Origin of the sequence: Kluyvera huaxiensis (genome assembly GCF_040149365.1) — a bacterium.
In the GTDB taxonomy this organism is placed as follows: domain Bacteria; phylum Pseudomonadota; class Gammaproteobacteria; order Enterobacterales; family Enterobacteriaceae; genus Kluyvera; species Kluyvera intermedia_A.
The window spans coordinates 228,729-250,270 of record NZ_JBEFLV010000001.1; the positions used below are offsets into that span (position 1 = coordinate 228,729).

Below are 21,542 nucleotides of genomic sequence, written 5' to 3' on the forward strand. Positions count from 1 at the left end.
GTGGCCCGGTCAGGCGTAAGACCGCCGGGCTTCTCGTCACCGAAGGACAATCGGGTGAAACAAAAACTTATTTCCGGCGCTACGCTTGCCGCATTGGTCGTGCTGGTGGCGTTGCCGCTTTTCTTTATTCTCCTGCAAGCCATATTCCCACACTTTAGCGCCGGTCAGCTGAGCGCGCCGTTGAGCGGAATCTCCGCTTTGCTCAACGACCCACAGCTGATGCCGATGCTCGGCGGTACGCTATGGATTGCCTGCGGAGTGGCGCTGGTGAGCGTGTTAATCGGCCTGCCGCTCGGCGTCCTGCGCGGGCTGTTTAATCTGCCGCTACCCAAGCTGTGGGATTTACTGTTTTTGATTCCTTTTCTCACGCCGCCGTATATCGCCGCGCTGTCGTGGATGCTGGTGCTGCAGCATAATGGCTATCTGCAACAGCTCAGCGGCTGGGATCTTAACGATCTGCTGTTTAGTCGAGTAGGGATTGTGCTGGTGATGACGCTGAATATCTTCCCGGTGGTCTACTTTGCGGTTTCGCGCAGCCTGCTGGCGAGCGGACAGCGGTTGGCGACCGTGGCGCGGGTGCATGGCGCGAATAGCTGGCAGGCGTTCTGGCACGTGACGCTGCCGATGCTCTCTCCGGCGCTGGCCGCCGGAATGCTGCTGGCTTTTACGCTGGCGATTGAAGAGTACGGCGTGCCGGCGGCGTTAGGCTCGCGGGCAGGAGTGGTGATGCTGACCGTTGGCATTGAGAAAAAACTCGCCGATTGGCCAATTGATTTAACCGGTGCGTCGCTGCTGTCTATTCTGCTGATCGCCGTGGCGCTGCTGGCCTGGTGGCTGCAAAAGCGGCTTACCGGCAATACGGAAGTGACCAGCGTGACGGGCAAGCCGGGAGAAAACAGCGGGGCGGCGCTGGGCTGGATGACGCTGCCCGCCGTATTGCTGATGACGACGATTGGGGCGTTGGCGGTTCTGCTGCCTGCGGCGTCGATGGTGGCGACCAGCATGATGAGCACGTTATCGGGCGGCCTGAACGGCGATAACTTTACCTGGCGTCACTTTGGCGCACTGTTTGCCCAGCAGGGCGATGCGCTGTCGGCGCTGGGCACCAGCTTATCGCTGGCGCTAGCCTCGGCGCTGATCGTTGGTCTACTCGGGCTGGTGGCAGCCTGGCTGGTATTGGTGCAAAAGATCAAAGGCAGCGCGATTATCGATGCGCTATCGCTGATGCCTGCCGCGCTTCCCGGCGTGGTGGTGGGCGTGGGGCTGATTTTGCTGTGGAATCAGCCGTTCTGGCCGCTGTCGCCGTATAACACGTGGTTTATGCTGCTGCTCTCTTATTGCTGTCTGCTGCTGCCGTGGCCGGTGCGCTATGTCGGCAGTGCGCTACGCCAGCTTGGCACCAATCTGGAGCCTGCGGCGCGGGTTCACGGGGCGTCATCGTGGCAGGCGCTACGATTGATTGTGCTGCCGCTGGTGTTTCCTGCGCTGCTGGCGGCGATGCTGATGGTGTTTGCCGTGGCCTCCCGCGAGCTGGTCACTTCGTTGTTGCTGGCCCCGGCTGGAACTCAGACCGTGGCGGTGTTTATCTGGCGGCAGTTTGAACAGGGTTCGGTGGGACAGGGCATGGCGATGGCCAGCCTGACGCTGTTTGTCGGACTGGCGTTAATGCTCAGTGCCTTAGCGCTGATGCAGCGCAATACACGCTAGCTCAACCGATCGCACAAAACAGTCAATATGGGGGCAAAAATAGGCTATAAAGTACGGACACAGAATGCTGGAGGCATTGATGACCCGCTTTTTAAACGCCTATTTTTCTCGTCTGGGTTGGACGGGCACCCCCGATGTCTCAATCGAGACGCTGCGCAGTTTGCATATTCACCATAACGGCGCCATCCCCTTTGAAAACCTCGATGTGCTGTTGCCGCGCGAGATGCATCTCGACGATCAGGCGCTGGAAGATAAGCTGGTCAATGCTCGTCGCGGTGGCTACTGCTTTGAACAAAATGGCCTGTTTGAGCGCGCGCTGCGCGAGATAGGTTTTAACGTCCGCAGTCTGCTGGGCCGCGTGGTGCTGGCGCATCCACCGCAGATGCCGCCTCGCACCCACCGATTATTGCTGGTGGAGACCGACGGTGAACGCTGGATTGCCGATGTCGGTTTTGGCGGCCAGACGCTGACTGCGCCAATCAAACTGTTGGCCGACATTGTGCAGACCACGCCGCACGGTGATTACCGTCTGCTGTATGAAAATCAGGAATGGATCCTACAGTTTAGCCATCACGACCATTGGCAGTCGATGTACCACTTCGATCTTGGCCGTCAGTATGCTTCCGACTATGTCATGGGCAACTTCTGGTCGGCGCACTGGCCGCAGTCTCATTTCCGTCACCATTTGCTGATGTGCCGCCACCTGCCGGACGGCGGTAAAATGACGCTCACCAATTTCCACTTTACCCACTGGGATAAAAACCACGTGGTGGAGAAGGTGGATTTCCCGGATGTTCCAGCACTGTATGAAGCGCTGCAAAGCCGCTTTGGGCTGGGCGTTGACGATCCAAAACATGGCTTTAGCGTCGCGGAGCTGGCGGCGGTGATGGCGGCGTTTGATACCCATCCGGACGCCGGGAAGTAAAAGCGGCCTAATCGGCGTTGTGCAGTTCGGTAGCGCCGATTAGGGTTAGGGGTTCATTTATCAGGGAAGAATCGACATGGCGCTCACGCTTAATGTCCTGCTGGAAAACCAACGCGCCGGACAAGCCAGTGGTTCATTACGTGCCAGGGCTGGGTTAAGTCTGTTTTTACGCGACGATACCACTTCCATTTTGTTCGACACCGGCCCCGACGACAGCTTCCTGCACAACGCGGCGCTGATGGGCGTGGATCTGAATGATTTAACCGCCACGGTACTGTCCCACGGCCACTACGATCACTGCGGCGGCGTACCGTGGCTGCCGGATAACAGCCGGATTATCTGTCATCCTGATATCGGTCATGAACGCTACGCGGCGCTGTCACTTCCAGGGTTCCAGCGTAAAATCAAAAAACTCTCCCTCGATATCGATTACTCGCGCCACCGCGTGGAGTACAGCCGTACGCCGGTGCAGATTAGCGACCGTTTCCTGTGGTCTGGCGAGATAGCGGTGGATAAACCGCGGGCCTATGGGGTGCTCGGCGGGCAGTCGGCGGCGACGGACTACGTGACCGATGAGGGCGTACTGATCTACCAATCAGACCGAGGTCTGGTGATAATTACCGGATGCGGCCATCGCGGGTTGATGAATATTGTGCGCCATTGCCAGAACATCACCGGCATCCAGCACGTTCACGCGCTGATTGGCGGTTTTCATCTGCGCAGCGCTTTGCCGCACGAAATGTGGCAGGTGAGACGTTTCTTGCAGGCGCTTAAGCCCGATAAGATCATGGCCTGCCATTGCACCGGCGCGTGGGGGAAACTGTGGCTGCCGGAGGTTATCTCTCCGGCGACCGGCGACACGTTCGTCCTGTAGGCCTGATAAGCGTAGCGCCATCAGGCAATTCGGTGCTGATTACCTGATGGCGGCATAAATGTCTTATCCGGCCTACAACAGTGTCAACGTGTTAGTTTAACCCTAAGAAATGCTGGGCAATTTTGAAGTAAATAATCAGCCCGGTGCCGTCAATCAGCGTGGCGATAAACGGCGCGGAAACCACCGCTGGGTCAATCCCTAAACGTTTAATTACCAGTGGAATAACCGACGACACCACCGCACTCCACAGCGTGACGCACACCAGCGTCAGGCTGACGATAAAGGTGATTTCCGGGCCAATGCCCATCATCCATGCCCGGATACAGCCCGCGGTTCCCAGCGTGATGGCGACCAGCACGGCAGTAGACATCTCTTTGCGTAAAATACGCCCAAGGTCGCGCAGACCGACTTCGCCCAGCGCCATGGCGCGCACCAGGGTCGAGGTTATCTGCGTGCCGCTGTTGCCGCCGGTCCCAATCAGCAGCGGGATAAAGAAGGCCAGCGCAATGGCCGACTCCAGCGCCTCTTCGAAATGCTGAATCACGCTGCTGGTGTACGCTTCGGCGATAAACAGCAGCAGCAGCCATACCGCGCGTTTCTTCCACAGCATCACCGGGCTGATGTCCAGATACGGTTTGTCCAGCGGCAGGGTGGCGCCCTGGAGCTGCGCATCTTCCGTTACTTCATCCTCGAGCAGCTGGGCTATCTCTTTTTCGTTCAGGCAGCCGATAAGCTTACCGCTATCGATAACCGGCAGCAGAGTCAGATGGTGTTTTTCAATTAAGCTCGCGGCAACGGATCTCGCATCCTGCGGGCCAACGTGAAATAGAGTGGTGGAGATTAATTGCGTCAGCGGTTGATTATCATCGGCGGCCTGCAGTAATTTGCGTGTTGATAATATACCGCGCAGGTTTTCACCGTCGACGACAAATACCGCACATGGGAAATGATCGTCATTTAATATCTGTAAAAAAAGCTCTCGCGCTTCTTTGACATTCAGATGTTCGGGCAGGGAAATAAAATCTCGGGACATATAGCTTAAGATAATATCGCCGGCGTGCTGCTCGGTTGGGTAGAACGGTGCTGTTGCTTGAATATGTGACATTGGAAATTCCCTATAGAAAAACGCGCTTATAGGGCGAACAAAACTGGAAGAGCTGAGAAGAATCCCTACGTCCCGGTTTTAGCACTGAACAACGTATCTGTACGGCTTTGTACCGTCAGAAGTTATCTTGGCAACACCTTGATTCGATGGATGCCTGTATTTCCCTGTGATGGTCTCTCTCGATACCACCAGGGCGATAACTTATGTTTATTCAGGAGCCTCGCCATAACAAGATTATTAATAAAATGGCCGTGCTGACTGATATTTATCGCCGTGAGAAGGTCAGGGCGGTAAATGGTTTTTTATTTGCCTCGTGGGTTGTTATCCATTTGGTGAGCGTAATATAGCGCGAGATTTTAATTAAGGAAGACAAAGAATATTGTTGTTGAGTAAGCGTTTAGAATTTTCTTGTGACATAAAAAACCCGGCGTCGCTGTGCTCGGCCGGGTGGTCTATTTAATAAAGCGGTTATCGACGAGAACGAACCACCTGATAACGACGGGTCAGATATTCGATTGGCGCGCTCCAGACATGAACCAGACGCGTGAACGGGAACAGCAGGAAGATGGTCATCCCCAGCGCCAGATGCAGGCGATAAACCCACGCTACGCCATCGAGATGCGCCGAGGCTCCGCCGTGGAAGGTCACCACCGCCTGCGCCCAGTTCACCAGTTTCAACATTTCGCTGCCGTCCGGATGCTGAGCGGAGAAGGGAATGGTGGTGAGACCGAGGCAGCACTGAATCAGCAGAATGCAGAGGATCAGAATATCCGCGGTGCTCGAGGTGGCGCGAATGCGCGGGTTAGTGAGGCGACGAATCAGCAGACCGGCGCCGCCAACCAGCGTCATCACGCCGCAGGCGCCGCCGAGAATCATCGCCATCAGCTGTTTCTGCGACAGCGGCAGCCAGGACTCATAGACCCAGTGCGGCGTCAACATGCCGAAGAAGTGGCCAAAGAAGACTCCCAGAATGCCGATGTGGAACAGGTTTGACCATAGCACCATACCGCGTTTATCGAGCATCTGGCTTGAGGAGGCGCGCCAGGTGTATTGGCCATAGTCGTAGCGCAGCCAGCTGCCCAGCAAAAACACCGTGCCGCACAGATAGGGGTAGATATCGTAAAAGAAGACGTTGAGGTACTGTATCATTTCGGGCCTCCCGCACGGACGTCCACGTACTGTGGCGCCACGTCCTGGCTAAAGCGTCGTTGATAGCTTTGCAGCGGAGAACTGTCGCAGGCGGTGGCGTTATCTTCGATAAACTTCACCTGTTCCTCTTCCCATACCGCATCCAGCGCCTGGCGGGTGTCATCGCGTGCTTCACCCGCCACCTGTTTAGTGACACTGTCACTTGATAATGAAGTGTTGGCTAATACCAGCAGGGTATCGAACAGCTGATACCACGGCGCTTCGCGCTGTTTAAGCCGCCCGCCGAGCAGCGCCAGTATCGGCGCCACGTTCTGCAAACCTTCTCGTGCCTGCGCCTCGGGCAGGATGCTGAGATATTCGAGATACAGCGGCAGATAATCAGGCAGCTCGCGGCAATCCAGCTGCAAACCGACCTGTTCATACTGGGTCATCAGCTCGACCATCGCCTGGCCGCGATCGCGCGACTCGGCGTGCACGTGCTCGAACAGCAGCAGCGAGGTGGCGCGGCCGCGTTCGAAGATTTCACACCATTCAGCCTGCTTGTCGAGCAGCGCCACGCCCAGATGCTGCTCGAGGAAGGGACGCAGCGCCGGGGCGTCGCTGTCGATAAGTGAGAACAGCTCGTCTTTGTTTTCCCAGCTAAGTTCATCGGGATATTCCAGCAGCAGCCCGATGATTTTCAGGATCCGCATTACTCTTTCTCCCCGATGTTGATGGCATCAATTCGCTGGCTGTTAAACAGGTTGAACTTGGTGTCCGACCCGTGGCAGCCATCGCCGAAGGTGAAGCCGCAGCCGTTTTTCTCCGGGAAGGCATCTTCTGCCATTTCACGGTGGCTGGTGGGGATCACGAAGCGATCTTCGTAGTTAGCAATCGCCAGATAGCGGTACATCTCTTCGACCTGCTCAACGCTCAGGCCCACTTCGTCCAGCGCGCGGGTATCGGTGACGCCTTCGACGGTCTGCGAACGCTTGTAGTGGCGCATCGCCATCATACGCTTCAGGGCGCGCAGCACCGGCCCGGTGTCTCCGGCGCTGAGCATGTTCGCCAGATACTGTACTGGGATACGCAGGCTTTCGACCGCCGGCAGAATGCTGTCAGTTTTCGGCAGACCGCCCGCGTCAGCCACGGACTGAATCGGTGACAATGGCGGGACGTACCAGACCATCGGCAGCGTACGATATTCCGGGTGTAGCGGCAGGGCCAGCTTCCAGTCCATCGCCATTTTGTACACCGGCGAACGCTGGGCGGCGTCGAGCGTGTTTTGCGTGATGCCCTGTTTCAGCGCTTCTTCGATGACCGCCGGATCGTGCGGGTCGAGGAACACGTCGCACTGGCGCTCGTAGAGATCGGTTTCGTGCTCGGTGCTGGCGGCTTCTTCGATGCGGTCGGCATCGTACAACAGCACGCCGAGGTAGCGAATACGGCCGACGCAGGTTTCAGAACAGACGGTTGGCTGGCCGGATTCAATACGCGGATAGCAGAAAATGCATTTTTCTGACTTGCCGCTCTTCCAGTTGAAGTAGATTTTTTTGTACGGACAGCCGCTGATACACATACGCCAGCCGCGGCATTTGTCCTGGTCGATCAGCACAATGCCATCTTCTTCACGCTTGTAGATGGCGCCGCTCGGACAGGTGGCGACACAGCTTGGGTTGAGGCAGTGTTCGCACAGGCGCGGCAGGTACATCATGAAGGTATTTTCGAACTGGCCGTACATCTCTTTTTGCATTGAGGCAAAGTTCTGGTCGTGGGCGCGTTTTTCAAATTCGCCGCCGAGCAGTTCTTCCCAGTTCGGGCCCCATTCGATTTTGTTCATCCGCTGGCCGCTAATCAGCGAGCGCGGGCGGGCGGTAGGCAGGTTTTTGCCTTCCGGTGCGTTGTGCAAATGCTGATAGTCGTAGGTAAACGGCTCGTAGTAGTCGTCGATACCGGGGATCAGCGGGTTGGCGAAGATTTTAGCCAGCACGTTCACCCGGCCGCCCATGCGCGGGGTCAGCTTACCGGTAATGCCGCGCACCCAGCCGCCTTGCCATTTTTCCTGATTCTCCCAGTCTTTGGGAAAACCGATGCCGGGCTTGGTTTCGACGTTGTTAAACCACGCGTACTCCATACCCTCGCGGCTGCTCCAGACGTTTTTACAGGTCACGGAGCAGGTGTGGCAGCCGATGCATTTATCGAGGTTTAAAACCATTCCAACCTGTGAGCGTATCTTCATTTTGACGCCTCCTGAACCTGATCATTGCCTTCATCATCCAGCCAATTAATGTTCTTCATTTTGCGAATCATAATGAATTCATCACGGTTCGAACCGACCGTTCCGTAGTAGTTGAAGCTGTAGGCCAGCTGCGCGTAACCGCCGATCATGTGGGTCGGTTTCGGGCAAATACGGGTGACCGAGTTGTGAATGCCGCCGCGCCGTCCGGTTATCTCCGAGCCTGGAATATTCATAATGCGTTCCTGGGCGTGGTACATCATGGTCATCCCCGGCGGTACGCGCTGGCTGACCACCGCGCGGGCGGTGAGCGCACCGTTGGCGTTAAACGCTTCAATCCAGTCGTTGTCGGCAATGCCCAGCTCTTTGGCGTCGGTTTCGCTCAGCCAAACGATAGGGCCGCCGCGCGACAACGTCAGCATCAGCAGGTTTTCGCTGTAGGTGGAGTGAATGCCCCATTTCTGGTGCGGGGTCAGGAAGTTGAGCGCTTTTTCCGGGAAACCGTTGGGCGGGATCGCGTTCATATGGCTGACGCTGCGGGTGTCAATCGGCGGGCGATAGGCCACCAGGCTTTCGCCAAAGTCGCGCATCCACGGGTGATCCTGATACAGCGACTGGCGTCCGGAGACGGTGCGCCACGGAATCAGCTCGTGGACGTTGGTGTAACCAGCGTTATAGGAGACGTGCTCATCTTCCAGACCCGACCAGGTGGGGCTGGAGATAATCTTGCGCGGCTGCGCCTGAATATCGCGGAAGCGAATCTTTTCGTCTTCTTTGTTGGTCGCCAGATGCCGGTGGTCTATCCCGGTAAATTCTCCCAGCGCTTCCCAGGCTTTCACCGCCACCTGGCCGTTAGTTTCCGGGGCAAGGGCGAGGATCACTTCAGAAGCATCAATGGCAGTCTCAATGCACGGGCGACCTTTTGCCGGGCCATCCAGCTTGACGTAGTTGAGCTTGCCGAGGAAATCGACTTCGGTCTGAGTTTTCCACGCAATGCCTTTACCGCCGTTGCCGAGTTTATCCATCAGCGGGCCGAGGGAAGTGAAGCGTTCATAGGTGGCCGGGTAATCACGCTCAACGGCGATAATGTTGGGCGCGGTTTTACCGGGGATCAGATCGCATTCGCCTTTACGCCAGTCCTGAATGGCAAACGGCTGCGCCAGTTCCGCCGGGGAGTCGTGTTGCAGCGGTTGCAGCACCACGTCGGTTTCAGTACCCAGATGTCCCTGACAGATTTCCGAGAACGATTTGGCGATCCCTTTGTAGATATCCCAGTCGCTTTTTGACTCCCACGCCGGGTCAACGGCGGCGGAGAGCGGGTGGATAAACGGATGCATATCCGAGGTGTTCATATCGTCTTTTTCATACCAGGTGGCGGTTGGCAGGACGATATCGGAGAACAGACAGGTGCTGGACATGCGGAAATCAAGCGTCACCAGCAGATCGAGCTTGCCTTCCAGCGCGGCGGTCTGCCATTCCACTTCTTCCGGCTTCACGTCGTCGGTCGAACCTAAATCTTCACCCTGAATCCCGCTGTCGGCACCCAGCAGATACTTCAGCATGTATTCGTGGCCCTTACCGGACGAACCCAGCAGGTTAGAACGCCAGATAAACATGTTGCGCGGGTGGTTTTTGCCGTTATCGGGCTGTTCGCTGGCGAAACGAATATCGCCGGATTTCAGCGCCTGCACGGTGTACTCCTGCGCGGTCATCCCCAGCGCTTCGGCTTTGGCCTTCACCGTCAACGGGTTAACGTTCAACTGCGGCGCGGACGGTAGCCAGCCCATGCGCTCGGCGCGAACGTTAAAGTCGATCAGATGACCGGTATATTTATCCGGGTTGGCCAACGGGGAAAGTAATTCCTGGGCGGTCAGCTTTTCGTAGCGCCACTGGCTGGCGTGATTGTAGAAGTAGGAGGTGCTGTTCATCTGGCGCGGCGGGCGGTTCCAGTCCAGCGCGAAGGCCAGCGGCAGCCAGCCGGTCTGTGGACGCAGCTTTTCCTGACCGACATAGTGCGCCCAGCCGCCGCCGCTTTGGCCGACGCAGCCGCAGAACACCAGCATGTTGATCATGCCGCGGTAGTTCATGTCCATGTGGTACCAGTGGTTGACCCCGGCCCCGAGGATGATCATTGAGCGGCCGTGCGTTTTGTGCGCGGTATCGGCAAACTCCAGCGCGATTTTCTCGATGTTATGCCGTGAAACCCCGGTGATTTGCTCGGCCCAGGCGGGGGTATAGGCTTTGACCTCGTCGAATCCTTTTGCCGCCAGGTCATCATCCAGGCCGCGATCGAGGCCGTAGTTTGCCAGCACCAGATCGTAGACGCTCACCACCAGACGGCTGCTGCCGTCGGCGAAGGTTAGCCGTTTTGCCGGAAGCTGGCGCACCAGAATCGGATCTTGTTTGACGCTTCTGAAGTGCGGGTTTTCGTTGCCGCCAAAGTAGGGGAACGCCACGCCCGCGACGGTATCGCGGTTATCCAACAGGGAAAGAGTCAGTTCGCGCTCTTTACCACCGGCGAGCGTCTGGAGATTCCATTTGCCTTTCTCACCCCAGCGGAAACCAATGGATCCGTTAGGTGCCACCAGTTCGCCGTTGCCGTCATAGGCCACGGTTTTCCACTCAGGATTGTTGCTTTCGCCAAGGCCATCGACCAGATCGGCGGCGCGCAGCAGGCGACCTGCGGTGTAAGAACCGTCATTGCGACTGTCGAGCATTACCAGCATCGGCATGTCGGTGTAGCGGCGGCAGTAGTTGATAAAGTAGTCGCTTGGATTGTCGAGGTGGAAGGCTTTTAAAATGACATGCCCCATCGCCATCGCCAGCGCGCTGTCGGTACCTTGTTTTGGCGCCAGCCACTGGTCGCTCAGCTTGGCGACCTCGGAGAAGTCCGGTGTAATAGCCACCGTTTTGGTGCCTTTGTAGCGCACTTCAGTGAAGAAGTGGGCGTCCGGGGTTCGGGTCTGCGGAACGTTAGAACCCCAGGCGATGATATAGCTGGAGTTGTACCAGTCGGCGGATTCCGGCACGTCGGTCTGCTCGCCCCAGGTCATCGGTGATGCTGGCGGCAGGTCGCAGTACCAATCATAGAAGCTCAGGCAGGTACCGCCAATCAGCGACAGATAGCGGGTACCGGCGGCGTAAGAGACCATCGACATCGCTGGAATCGGCGAGAAGCCTGCCACGCGGTCAGGGCCGAAGTTTTTGATGGTCCAAACGTTGGCGGCAGCAATCAGTTGGTTAAGTTCTTTCCACGACGAACGGACAAAACCGCCTTTGCCGCGCGCGTCTTTGTAGCTGCGGGTTTTCTCCGCACTTTGCATGATGCTATCCCATGCCAGCACCGGGTCCGGGTTTTGCACCAGCGCTTCACGCCACAGTTCAATCAGTTTTCTGCGCGCCAGCGGGTACTTCAGTCGATTAGCGCTGTAAAGATACCAGGAGTAGCTGGCGCCGCGTGGGCAGCCACGGGGTTCGTGATTCGGCAGGTCGGGGCGGGTGCGTGGGTAGTCGGTCTGTTGGGTTTCCCAGGTGACCAGGCCGTTTTTGACGTAAATCTTCCAACTGCATGAGCCTGTACAGTTCACACCGTGCGTGGAGCGGACGATTTTGTCGAACTGCCAGCGCTGACGGTAGCTATCTTCCCAATCACGGTTATTGTCATAGACCTGTCCGTGACCGTTGGCAAAGGTCTCGCCTTTCTGCTTAAAGTAGCGAAAGCGATCCAGTAGTTTGCTCATGACATTTTCTCCTGACGGAAGACAAAGTCTCCGTGGTTACACTGCTCACATTTTTCCGCCATCGTTGACGTTGCAGATGCCTCACCCGCAGCAGACGGTTGTCCATTGCGGGTGAGGCGTTGCCTTGCTGCAGTCCTACAACGTTCATGACGTAGGGAATCGTTCTATTTATTTGGACGTTGGTTTACGGCGCCCGTAGACCAGCCAGGTCACCAGCACGCAAACGACGTAGAAGACAAAGAACACTTTCATGGCGCCAACCGGCGAACCGGTCATGGCTAAAGAGGTGCCGAACGCTTTGGGAATGAAGAAGCCGCCGACAGCGCCGATGGCCGAGATAAAGCCGAGCGCCGCCGCGGTATCGGTGACCGCTTCGTGCTGAGCTTGTTCATCGCTGCCGCCGCGCTTTTTCACGCTGTCGATGGTGATTTGACGAAAGATCACGGCAATCATCTGGAAGGTGGAACCGCTGCCCAGACCGGCGGTGAGGAACAGCCCCATAAACACCACATAAAAGGCGACGAAGCTGCCGGAGCCGCTGCCCGGTAGCGTGAGGAACAGCAGGCCGCTAAACAGCGCCATCAGAATGAAGTTCACCAGCGTGACCTTTACGCCGCCCAGACGGTCAGAAATAACCCCGCCAAACGAACGCGCCAGGGCGCCAATAAACGGTCCGAAGAATGCCAGCTTGAGGATGTTGACGTCCGGGAACTGGGTTTTTGCCAGCATGGCGAAACCGGCAGAAAAACCGATAAACGAACCGAATGTCGCAAGATAGAGCAGACTCAGCAGCCACATATGCGGGCGCTTAAGCACCGGTAGCTGGTCGCGCACCGACGCTTTGGAGCTGGCGATATCATTCATGCCAAACCACGCGGCGAGCGTCGCGATAATTAGCAGCGGTACCCAGATGATGGCAGCATTGCTGAGTGACAGGGTTGAACCGTCTTCCTGCGTCACTCCGTGGATACCGATAAAGGTAAACATCGGCAGGAAAATAACCGCGGGGGCGACCATTTGCATCACGCTGACGCCGAGGTTGCCAAGGCCGCCGTTGATGCCAAGGGCGCTGCCCTGTTTGGCTTTCGGGAAGAAGAAACTGATATTGCCCATGCTAGACGCGAAGTTAGCGCCGGCAAAACCGCACAGCAGCGCGATGGTAATAAATACCCAGTACGGAGTAGCGGTATTTTGGATGGCGACTCCCAGCCAAATACATGGAATGACAAGGATAATGGTGCTGATAACCGTCCAGCGCCGGCCACCGATCATAGGTACCATAAAGGAGTAGGGTACGCGTAATATCGCACCGGAAAGAGAAGGTAATGCAGTTAATAAAAAGAGTTGGTCAGTGGTGAAATTAAATCCGACTTTATTGAGATTTACCGCAACTGCACTAAATAACATCCAGACGCAGAAGGCGAGTAATAAACAGGCGACAGATATCCACAGGTTTCTCGTTGCAATTGATTTTCCTTTATTTTCCCAGAAGGCTGAGTTTTCAGGTTTCCAGTCTTTTAAAAGGTAATGATTCTCTTTCTCATTATTTGCCATAATACCCTCGAAAGAAACGTCATAAAAAAGAAATAAAGGAAAAACAGCGAAGTAGGTAGAGGGGAATTATTGTCGCCAGGCCGTTTTATCTCTTCATCGTTGAAGAATAGATAAAAAAAGCGCGTTGTAAGAAAACGCGCCGTGAATAAAACGTTGTTAATTGTTACTAAATGTAAATTAAGCGGGGTTGAGTTCTATCGTAATATAATGATGTATATAGCGAGTAAAGGTCTCGTCATTAATTTCGTTCATCCCTAATGCATAAATTCCATCTAATCCACAGACTAATGCAATTAATCGCCAGGCAATATTGTCTGCATTATCAATTGGTCGGAATTCATTGGCTTCGGTTCCTTGCAAAATGAGCGCGACGGTCTCTTTGTGCCACATGTCCATCGTCAGCAGATAAGCGCCCTTAATATCGGCATCGCTGTCGGCCAGCAGCTGCGCTTCACGCCACAGGCGAATGTAGGGTTCAAGCCGGCCATCATCGCTGCCGACCATCGCAAACAGCCGTTCCCGCCAGTTGGCGTCGTCAGGGACCAGCGGCATATCGAGCATTTCGCGGATAAGCCGCACGAAGGCTAATGCTTTAAGTTCGCCAATCGAGGTGAAGTGATGATGTACCTGGCCGCTGGCGACGCCAGCAATAGTCGCGATATGGCGCACGGTCATCGCCGCAAAGCCACCGCTGAGCGCCACCTGCATCGCCGCTTTGAGGATCACTTCTCGGCGTTCATCCCGGGTTAAATAGTTCATTTTTCTTTGTTTAAGTGGGGTTTAACTGAGAATAACAAAAAATTGGACATGCGTTCAACAATCCGGCAGGATCCTTTTCCTGGACAAGTGTCCAACATAAATGAAATGAGGAAAGGAACTATGTCACGCCAATGGTTAACGCTTATGGCAATTTTGATGGTCTATATCCCGGTGGCGATTGACGCAACCGTGCTGCACGTAGCGGCACCGACGCTCAGCGTCGCGCTGGGAACCAGCGGCAATGAGCTGCTGTGGATCATTGATATTTATTCATTAGTGATGGCCGGGATGGTACTGCCGATGGGTGCGCTCGGCGATAAGATCGGTTTTAAACGCTTGCTGCTGCTCGGCAGCGGAATATTTGGTGTTGCCTCGCTGGCAGCGGCCTTTTCACCCACTGCGCTGGCGCTTATTGCGTCCCGCTCGCTGCTGGCGGTCGGGGCCGCAATGATTGTGCCCGCGACGCTGGCGGGGATCCGTAGCACCTTCGCTGAAGCTAAACATCGCAATATGGCGCTGGGGCTGTGGGCAGCCGTAGGGTCGGGCGGTGCGGCGTTTGGTCCCCTGGTCGGCGGCCTGCTGTTGGAACACTTCTACTGGGGCTCGGTGTTTTTGATAAACGTGCCGATTGTGCTGGTGGTGATGCTTTGCAGCGCGCGCCTCGTTCCACGGCAACCGGCGCGTCGCGAGCAGCCGCTGAATCTGACTCAGGCACTGATGTTGATTGCGGCTATTCTGATGCTGGTTTATAGCGCCAAATCCGCGCTCAAAGGGCAGTTAGCGCCGTGGATCACCGTTTCGGTGGCGCTGGTCGGTCTGCTACTGCTGGTGACGTTTGTTCGCCAACAGCTGGCGGCGACTCGCCCGATGATCGATATGCGTCTCTTTACCCATCGCATCATCCTCAGCGGTGTGGTGATGGCGATGACCGCGCTGGTGACGCTGGTGGGCTTTGAACTGCTGATGGCGCAGGAGCTGCAGTTTGTGCATCAGAAAACGCCGTTTGAAGCGGGCATGTTTATGCTGCCGGTGATGGTGGCCAGTGGTTTTAGCGGGCCGATTGCCGGGATGCTGGTTTCACGACTGGGGCTGCGCCAGGTGGCGACCGGCGGGATGTTGCTGAGTGCGTTTAGCTTCCTGGGTCTGTCGGTCACGGATTTCAGCACTCAACAGTGGCAGGCCTGGGGGCTGATGGCGCTGCTGGGCTTTAGTGCCGCCAGCGCGCTTTTAGCCTCGACGTCGGCGATTATGGCCGCGGCACCGAAAGAGAAAGCCGCGGCGGCAGGCGCAATTGAAACCATGGCCTATGAACTGGGTGCCGGGTTGGGGATTGCGCTGTTTGGTCTGATCCTCACGCGCAGCTACGGCGCGGCGATTGTGTTGCCACAGAATCTGGATAGCGAATCCGCTACCCGCGCGGCATCGTCGATTGGCGAAGCAATGCAATTGGCGCAGTCGCTGCCGGTTATTCCGGCGCGGGCATTAGTCGAAGCGGCACAAACGGCGTTTATTAGTGCCCACAGCGTGGCTTTAGGCACCGCTGGCGTGCTGTTACTGCTGCTGGCGGCAGGAATTTGGCGCGGGCTGGCGAAGGTGCCAGATCCGGTATAAGTCTGATGTTGCCTAACACGCCGAGTTTAAGATTGAGATACCCGGGGCGACCACCGGGTTTGGTGTCCCTCCGGGAACCAAATCCCGGCGTTTCCCCTAATCACTTTACTTACGTGGACGGTGTTAGGGTATTGATTGGATATCATGTTGGGCGCAGGCGCAAGCTTGCGCCCGATGTCGTTTAGGGACGCCGGGTGGCGTACCAACACAGCAGCGAACCGCCGCATACCATCGCCGCGCCTTGCCAGAACGACCACGAGAGCGCGGCGCTTAACAGGAATGCTGCCAGTGCGGAGGAGAGAACCGGCGTAAAGTAGGACGCGGCGGCCAGCAGACTGATGTTACCGTGGAGAATGCCGACGTTCCACGCGGCGTAAGCAAATCCTAATGACATGGCGCAGGTCACCAGTTTAATGATCACCGGCCAGCTAAAGATCATCGGCGGCTGTTCGCTCATCAGGAATTTCACCCACAGGCTTAGCGCCGTCAATAACACAAAAAGGGTGATGCCGTTTTTACCTTTGGCATACTTCGCCGTGACCGTGCAGTAGGCTGCCCAGATAAACGCGCCAACAAACGCCAGAATATAACTCAGCGGGCTGGAGATAACATTGCTGCTTATTTCCGCAATATCCAGTCCGTGTTCGCCGCCTAATACCCAGGTAACACCAACCAGCGACAGTAATAATCCCGGAGTAACCCACCAGGTGGTTTTTTGACCGTTAAAAATAATTGCAAATAGAATGGTCAGGCTGGGCCAGAGATAATTGACCATGCCGACTTCAATCGCCTGTTGGCGGGTACCGGCGTAGCCCAAAGAGAGCGCGAGGCACATTTCGTAGCTGACAAAAAACAGGCTGCCGACCAGCAAATAGCGCGGAGGGATTTGACGTAACTGTGGAAAACCAACGGTGAAGATCAGCAATATGCCGCTCAGGCTGTAGATCATTGCCGCACCGCCAACCGGGCCAAGCCCCTCGCTTACGCCGCGAATCAGACCCACCATTGTGCTCCACAAAATAATGGCGCTAAATCCAATGAGCGTTGCTCTTTTCTTATCCATGCCTGACCTGATGCTTTTACATACGAAGCCTGCGGTTATAGCATTTTTTTGCCTCTGCCGGTGATATTTTTCCGCAGCCTATAACCCTTAAGTATTAATAAAAATCGCTATCGCCGACTATTAAGGGGGGATCGGTTTTCGACATTGATTTGACGCAAAAAAATCAGGGGTAATGCTGTTAGCTTGGCCGGCAAGTTCACCTGATAACGAGGAAAACAATGGACGTCAGCCGCAGAAAGTTTTTTAAAATCTGCGCGGGCGGTATGGCTGGGACGACGGCAGCGGCGCTGGGATTTGCCCCGAAATTAGCGCTGGCTCAGGCGCGTAATTTCAAATTACTGCGCGCCAAAGAAGTTCGTAATACCTGCACATACTGCTCCGTGGGTTGTGGGCTATTAATGTATAGCCTGGGCGATGGAGCAAAAAATACCCGCGAAGCCATTTACCATATTGAAGGCGACCCGGATCATCCAGTGAGCCGTGGCGCACTTTGTCCGAAAGGCGCGGGCCTGCTGGACTATGTGAACAGCGAAACCCGCCTGCGTTACCCTGAATATCGCGCCCCTGGCTCGGATAAATGGCAGCGTATTTCGTGGAATGAAGCCTTCGATCGCATCGCAAAATTGATGAAGGCCGACCGCGACGCCAACTTTATTGAGAAAAATGAGCAGGGCGTGACGGTTAACCGCTGGCTCTCCACCGGGATGCTGTGCGCATCGGCGGCAAGTAATGAGACCGGCATGCTGACGCAGAAGTTTGTGCGCTCGCTTGGTATGCTGGCGGTAGACAACCAGGCGCGCGTCTGACACGGACCAACGGTAGCAAGTCTTGCTCCAACATTTGGTCGCGGTGCGATGACCAACCACTGGGTTGATATCAAAAATGCTAACGTCGTGATGGTGATGGGCGGTAATGCCGCAGAAGCCCATCCAGTGGGATTCCGCTGGGCGATGGAAGCGAAGAATAATAACGATGCGACGCTTATCGTCGTCGACCCGCGCTTTACGCGTACGGCGTCGGTGGCCGATATCTATGCGCCGATTCGTTCCGGCACCGACATTACCTTCCTGTCGGGCGTTCTGCTGTATCTTATCGAAAACAATAAGATCAACGCCGAATACGTGAAGCATTACACCAACGCCAATCTGCTGGTGCGCGATGACTTTACCTTCGAAGACGGCCTGTTCAGCGGTTACGATGCCGACAAACGTCAGTACGACAAATCATCGTGGAACTATCAGTTCGACGAAAACGGCTACGCCAAACGCGATGAAACCCTGACGCATCCGCGCTGCGTGTGGAACCTGCTTAAAGAGCACGTTTCCCGCTATACGCCGGACGTGGTGGAAAATATCTGCGGTACGCCAAAAGCGGACTTCCTGAAAGTGTGCGAAGTGCTGGCCTCGACCAGCGCGGCGGATCGTACCACCACGTTCCTGTATGCGCTGGGCTGGACTCAGCACACCGTCGGTGCGCAGAACATCCGTACCATGGCGATGATTCAGCTGCTGCTGGGCAATATGGGTATGGCGGGCGGCGGCGTGAACGCGCTGCGCGGGCACTCCAATATTCAGGGATTAACCGACTTAGGCCTGCTGTCGACCAGCCTGCCGGGCTATCTGACGCTGCCGTCGGATAAACAGACCGATCTGCAAACCTATCTGGCGGCCAATACGCCGAAAGCGACGCTGGCAGACCAGGTGAACTACTGGAGCAACTATCCGAAGTTCTACGTTAGCCTGATGAAGTCGTTCTATGGCGATGCGGCGAGCAAAGATAACGACTGGGGCTTTAACTGGTTGCCGAAATGGGATCAGGCCTACGACGTTATCAAATACTTCAACATGATGGATAACGGTAAAGTCACCGGCTATATCTGCCAGGGCTTTAACCCGGTGGCCTCGTTCCCGGATAAAAATAAGGTTGTACGCAGTTTAAGCAAGCTGAAGTACATGGTGGTTATCGATCCGCTGGTAACCGAAACCTCGACCTTCTGGCAGAACCACGGCGAATCAAACGACGTTGACCCGTCCACTATTCAGACGGAAGTGTTCCGTCTGCCGTCAACCTGTTTTGCCGAAGAAGATGGCTCGATTGCCAACTCCGGACGCTGGCTGCAGTGGCACTGGAAAGGTCAGGATGCTCCGGGCGAAGCGCGTAATGACGGTGAGATTCTGGCCGGTATTTATCATCGTCTGCGCGAGATGTATCGCGAAGAAGGCGGTAAGGGCGTTGAACCGCTGCTGAGTATGGGCTGGCATTACAAACAGCCGGATCATCCGGAATCCGAAGAGGTGGCCAAAGAGAACAACGGCTACGCGCTGTCGGATATCTACGATGCGAACGGCGTACTGATGGCGAAAAAAGGCCAGTTGCTCAATAGCTTCGCGCTGCTGCGTGATGACGGGACAACCTCATCCTCGTGCTGGATTTACGCCGGTAGCTGGACCGAGCAGGGTAACCAGATGGCTAACCGCGATAACTCTGACCCATCGGGGCTGGGCAATACGTTGGGTTGGGCATGGGCGTGGCCGCTGAACCGTCGCGTGCTGTATAACCGCGCATCTGCGGATGTGAACGGCAAGCCGTGGGATCCAAAACGGATGCTGATCAAGTGGAACGGTAGCAAATGGACGGGGAACGATATCCCGGACTTTAATACCGCGCCTCCGGGCAGCGCGACGATGCCGTTTATCATGCAGCCGGAAGGCCTCGGCCGTCTGTTTGCCATCGATAAGCTGGCGGAAGGGCCGTTCCCTGAACACTACGAGCCGATGGAAACGCCGCTGGGTACCAACCCGCTGCACCCAAACGTTATCTCAAGTCCGGTTGTGCGTCTGTATGAAGAAGATGCGGTGCGCCTTGGTAAGAAAGATAAGTTCCCGTACGTCGGGACAACGTATCGTCTGACCGAGCATTTCCATACCTGGACCAAGCATGCGCGTCTGAATGCGATTGCGCAGCCGGAACAGTTTGTGGAAATCAGCGAAGGGCTGGCGAAAGCCAAAGGTATTGCCAATGGCGACAAAGTCACGGTCAGCAGTCAGCGCGGTTTTATTCGCGCAGTGGCGGTAGTGACTCGTCGTTTGCAAACGCTCAACGTCAACGGCCAGCAGGTGGAAACCGTCGGTATCCCGCTGCACTGGGGCTACGAAGGCGCGGCACGTAAGGGCTATATCGCCAATACCCTGACGCCTAACGTCGGCGATTCCAACTCGCAAACGCCGGAATATAAGGCGTTCCTGGTTAACATCGAGAAAGCGTAAGGAGCGTTTATATGGCGATGGAAACACAAGACATTATCAAACGCTCTGCCACGAATTCGATGACTCCCGCGCCTCGCGCGCGGGACTACAAAGAAGAAGTCGCCAAGCTGATTGATGTCTCTTCCTGCGTGGGCTGTAAAGCCTGCCAGGTGGCCTGCTCTGAATGGAATGATATCCGTGACGAGGTAGGGCATTGCGTGGGGGTTTACGATAACCCGGCCGATCTGAGCGCCAAGTCCTGGACGGTGATGCGTTTTAGCGAAACCGAACAGAACGGCAAGCTGGAGTGGCTGATTCGTAAAGACGGCTGTATGCACTGTGAGGATCCGGGTTGTCTGAAGGCCTGTCCATCGGCGGGTGCGATTATTCAGTACGCCAATGGGATCGTCGATTTCCAGCAGGATAATTGTATCGGCTGCGGTTACTGCATCGCCGGGTGTCCATTTAATATTCCGCGCCTCAATAAAGAGGATAACCGCGTGTATAAATGCACCCTGTGTGTTGACCGCGTCAGCGTGGGCCAGGAACCGGCCTGTGTGAAAACCTGTCCAACCGGCGCTATTCATTTTGGCACCAAGAAAGAGATGCTGGACGTGGCGCAGGAGCGCGTTGATAAGCTCAAGAAACGCGGCTATCCGCAGGCAGGTATCTACAATCCGCAAGGGGTTGGTGGTACTCACGTGATGTACGTATTGCACCACGCGGACCAGCCAGAGCTGTATCACAAGCTGCCAAAGGATCCGGCGATTGATACCAGTATCAATCTGTGGAAAGGGGCGCTGAAACCGCTGTCTGCCGCTGGCTTTATCGCCACCTTTGCCGGGCTTATCTATCACTACATTGGTATTGGCCCGAACAAAGAAGTGGATGATGACGAGGAGGAAGATGGCCATGAGTAAGTCGAAAATGATTGTGCGCACGAAGTTTGTCGATCGTGCCTGTCACTGGACGGTGGTTATCTGCTTCTTCCTGGTGGCCGTATCGGGGATTTCCTTCTTCTTCCCGACGCTGCAGTGGCTGACCGAAACGTTCGGTACACCGCAGATGGGGCGTATTCTGCACCCGTTCTTTGGCGTGCTGATTTTCGTCGTGCTGATGTTTATGTTCGCCCGCTTTGTGCATCACAACATTCCGGATAAGCAGGATATTCCGTGGGTGTTGGGGATTGTCGAAGTGCTGAAAGGCAACGAACATAAAGTCGCCAGGGTCGGGAAATATAACGCCGGGCAGAAGATGATGTTCTGGACCATCATGAGCATGATTTTTGTGCTGCTGGTGAGCGGGGTGATTATCTGGCGTCCGTACTTTGCGCAGTACTTCCCGATTCAGGTGGTGCGCTATGCGCTGCTGATTCATGCGACTACGGCTATCATTCTGATCCACGCGATCCTTATCCATATGTATATGGCCTTCTGGGTAAAAGGATCGGTTAAAGGAATGATTGAAGGCAAGGTCAGTCGTCGTTGGGCGCAGAAGCACCATCCGCGCTGGTATCGTGACGTTGAACGTCTTGAAGCGAAGAAAGAAAATTCGGAAGGGCTGAAGTAAGTTCTCTTTCTGAATATGCTAGAGCG

The 21,542-nt window shown here is 55.8% G+C and carries 15 protein-coding genes and 1 riboswitch; of the genes, 7 read left to right on the forward strand and 8 right to left on the reverse strand.

All coding sequences use genetic code 11. The features are described from left to right. Positions 1-54: 54 nt before the first annotated feature. The 3 genes from ABOC97_RS01170 (at position 55) to ABOC97_RS01180 (ending at position 3,506) form a co-directional block, all read left to right on the forward strand. The gene (locus ABOC97_RS01170; RefSeq protein WP_349593014.1) at positions 55-1,707 is read left to right on the forward strand and encodes an ABC transporter permease; all 1,653 of its coding nucleotides are present in this window, start codon (positions 55-57) and stop codon (positions 1,705-1,707) included. Positions 1,708-1,786: 79 nt separating this feature from the next. Further along, positions 1,787-2,632 (forward strand): N-hydroxyarylamine O-acetyltransferase, encoded by an 846-nt coding sequence (nhoA, locus tag ABOC97_RS01175; protein ID WP_349593017.1) that lies wholly within the window; start codon positions 1,787-1,789, stop codon positions 2,630-2,632. A 76-nt stretch (positions 2,633-2,708) separates the two neighbouring features. Continuing rightward, positions 2,709-3,506: an MBL fold metallo-hydrolase gene (locus ABOC97_RS01180; protein WP_349593019.1), complete on the forward strand. Its 798-nt coding sequence runs from the start codon at positions 2,709-2,711 to the stop codon at positions 3,504-3,506. 91 nt (positions 3,507-3,597) lie between these two features. Here the strand turns inward: ABOC97_RS01180 and ABOC97_RS01185 are convergent, their stop codons facing one another. From ABOC97_RS01185 to ABOC97_RS01215, 7 genes are all read right to left on the reverse strand, one after another. Beyond that, positions 3,598-4,611: a magnesium transporter gene (locus tag ABOC97_RS01185; protein ID WP_349593022.1), complete on the reverse strand. Its 1,014-nt coding sequence runs from the start codon at positions 4,609-4,611 to the stop codon at positions 3,598-3,600. Positions 4,612-4,667: 56 nt separating this feature from the next. Next, positions 4,668-4,851: riboswitch (M-box (ykoK) riboswitch) on the reverse strand. A gap of 228 nt (positions 4,852-5,079) precedes the next feature. Continuing rightward, on the reverse strand, positions 5,080-5,760 hold the full coding sequence (gene narI / locus ABOC97_RS01190) for a respiratory nitrate reductase subunit gamma (RefSeq protein ID WP_349593024.1): 681 nt from the start codon (positions 5,758-5,760) through the stop codon (positions 5,080-5,082). After that, entirely contained in the window at positions 5,757-6,452 is a 696-nt protein-coding gene (gene narW, locus ABOC97_RS01195) for a nitrate reductase molybdenum cofactor assembly chaperone (protein WP_349593027.1), read from the reverse strand. The genes narI and narW overlap by 4 nt, the downstream gene beginning before the upstream one ends. Continuing rightward, complete coding sequence (gene narH / locus ABOC97_RS01200; RefSeq protein ID WP_349593030.1) at positions 6,452-7,978, reverse strand: nitrate reductase subunit beta; 1,527 nt, start codon at positions 7,976-7,978, stop codon at positions 6,452-6,454. Before narH ends, narW begins: the two co-directional genes overlap by 1 nt. After that, on the reverse strand, positions 7,975-11,715 hold the full coding sequence (locus ABOC97_RS01205; RefSeq protein WP_349593033.1) for a nitrate reductase subunit alpha: 3,741 nt from the start codon (positions 11,713-11,715) through the stop codon (positions 7,975-7,977). Before ABOC97_RS01205 ends, narH begins: the two co-directional genes overlap by 4 nt. A gap of 168 nt (positions 11,716-11,883) precedes the next feature. Further along, a complete protein-coding gene (locus ABOC97_RS01210; RefSeq protein ID WP_416012173.1) occupies positions 11,884-13,269 on the reverse strand; it encodes a NarK family nitrate/nitrite MFS transporter in 1,386 nt (461 codons plus the stop codon). A gap of 177 nt (positions 13,270-13,446) precedes the next feature. Then, positions 13,447-14,028, reverse strand: a complete 582-nt coding sequence (locus ABOC97_RS01215) for a TetR family transcriptional regulator (protein ID WP_349593036.1) — start codon at positions 14,026-14,028, stop codon at positions 13,447-13,449. A 120-nt stretch (positions 14,029-14,148) separates the two neighbouring features. Here ABOC97_RS01215 and ABOC97_RS01220 point away from each other — a divergent pair, with 120 nt between their 5' ends. After that, positions 14,149-15,639: an MFS transporter gene (locus tag ABOC97_RS01220; RefSeq protein WP_349593039.1), complete on the forward strand. Its 1,491-nt coding sequence runs from the start codon at positions 14,149-14,151 to the stop codon at positions 15,637-15,639. A gap of 181 nt (positions 15,640-15,820) precedes the next feature. On the opposite strand, the gene yddG is transcribed toward ABOC97_RS01220, so the two are convergent. Then, positions 15,821-16,702 carry an aromatic amino acid DMT transporter YddG gene (gene yddG / locus ABOC97_RS01225; protein ID WP_349593042.1) on the reverse strand — a complete coding sequence of 294 codons (882 nt, stop codon included), beginning with the start codon at positions 16,700-16,702 and terminating at the stop codon, positions 15,821-15,823. A 218-nt stretch (positions 16,703-16,920) separates the two neighbouring features. On the opposite strand from yddG, the gene fdnG reads away from it, so the two are divergent. From fdnG to fdnI, 3 genes are read left to right on the forward strand one after another with little or no spacing between them, the layout of a single operon-like run. After that, positions 16,921-19,968, forward strand: coding sequence for a formate dehydrogenase-N subunit alpha (gene fdnG / locus ABOC97_RS01230; RefSeq protein WP_349593045.1), 3,048 nt, complete (start codon positions 16,921-16,923; stop codon positions 19,966-19,968). Between the two features lie 11 nt (positions 19,969-19,979). Then, complete coding sequence (gene fdxH / locus ABOC97_RS01235; RefSeq protein WP_349593048.1) at positions 19,980-20,867, forward strand: formate dehydrogenase subunit beta; 888 nt, start codon at positions 19,980-19,982, stop codon at positions 20,865-20,867. Next, positions 20,860-21,516 carry a formate dehydrogenase-N subunit gamma gene (fdnI, locus tag ABOC97_RS01240; protein WP_349593051.1) on the forward strand — a complete coding sequence of 219 codons (657 nt, stop codon included), beginning with the start codon at positions 20,860-20,862 and terminating at the stop codon, positions 21,514-21,516. Before fdxH ends, fdnI begins: the two co-directional genes overlap by 8 nt. The last annotated feature ends 26 nt before the right edge of the window (positions 21,517-21,542 follow it).

What these genes read in the sequence shown, in the direction of transcription:
- yddG (WP_349593042.1), bottom strand. Translation starts at nt 16,702, where the DNA reads ATGGATAAGAAAAGAGCAACGCTCATTGGATTTAGCGCCATTATTTTG.
- narH (WP_349593030.1), bottom strand. Translation starts at nt 7,978, where the DNA reads ATGAAGATACGCTCACAGGTTGGAATGGTTTTAAACCTCGATAAATGC.
- narW (WP_349593027.1), bottom strand. Translation starts at nt 6,452, where the DNA reads ATGCGGATCCTGAAAATCATCGGGCTGCTGCTGGAATATCCCGATGAA.
- ABOC97_RS01210 (WP_416012173.1), bottom strand. Translation starts at nt 13,269, where the DNA reads ATGGCAAATAATGAGAAAGAGAATCATTACCTTTTAAAAGACTGGAAA.
- ABOC97_RS01220 (WP_349593039.1), top strand. Translation starts at nt 14,149, where the DNA reads ATGTCACGCCAATGGTTAACGCTTATGGCAATTTTGATGGTCTATATC.
- ABOC97_RS01180 (WP_349593019.1), top strand. Translation starts at nt 2,709, where the DNA reads ATGGCGCTCACGCTTAATGTCCTGCTGGAAAACCAACGCGCCGGACAA.
- nhoA (WP_349593017.1), top strand. Translation starts at nt 1,787, where the DNA reads ATGACCCGCTTTTTAAACGCCTATTTTTCTCGTCTGGGTTGGACGGGC.
- narI (WP_349593024.1), bottom strand. Translation starts at nt 5,760, where the DNA reads ATGATACAGTACCTCAACGTCTTCTTTTACGATATCTACCCCTATCTG.
- ABOC97_RS01205 (WP_349593033.1), bottom strand. Translation starts at nt 11,715, where the DNA reads ATGAGCAAACTACTGGATCGCTTTCGCTACTTTAAGCAGAAAGGCGAG.
- ABOC97_RS01185 (WP_349593022.1), bottom strand. Translation starts at nt 4,611, where the DNA reads ATGTCACATATTCAAGCAACAGCACCGTTCTACCCAACCGAGCAGCAC.
- ABOC97_RS01215 (WP_349593036.1), bottom strand. Translation starts at nt 14,028, where the DNA reads ATGAACTATTTAACCCGGGATGAACGCCGAGAAGTGATCCTCAAAGCG.
- fdnI (WP_349593051.1), top strand. Translation starts at nt 20,860, where the DNA reads ATGAGTAAGTCGAAAATGATTGTGCGCACGAAGTTTGTCGATCGTGCC.
- fdxH (WP_349593048.1), top strand. Translation starts at nt 19,980, where the DNA reads ATGGCGATGGAAACACAAGACATTATCAAACGCTCTGCCACGAATTCG.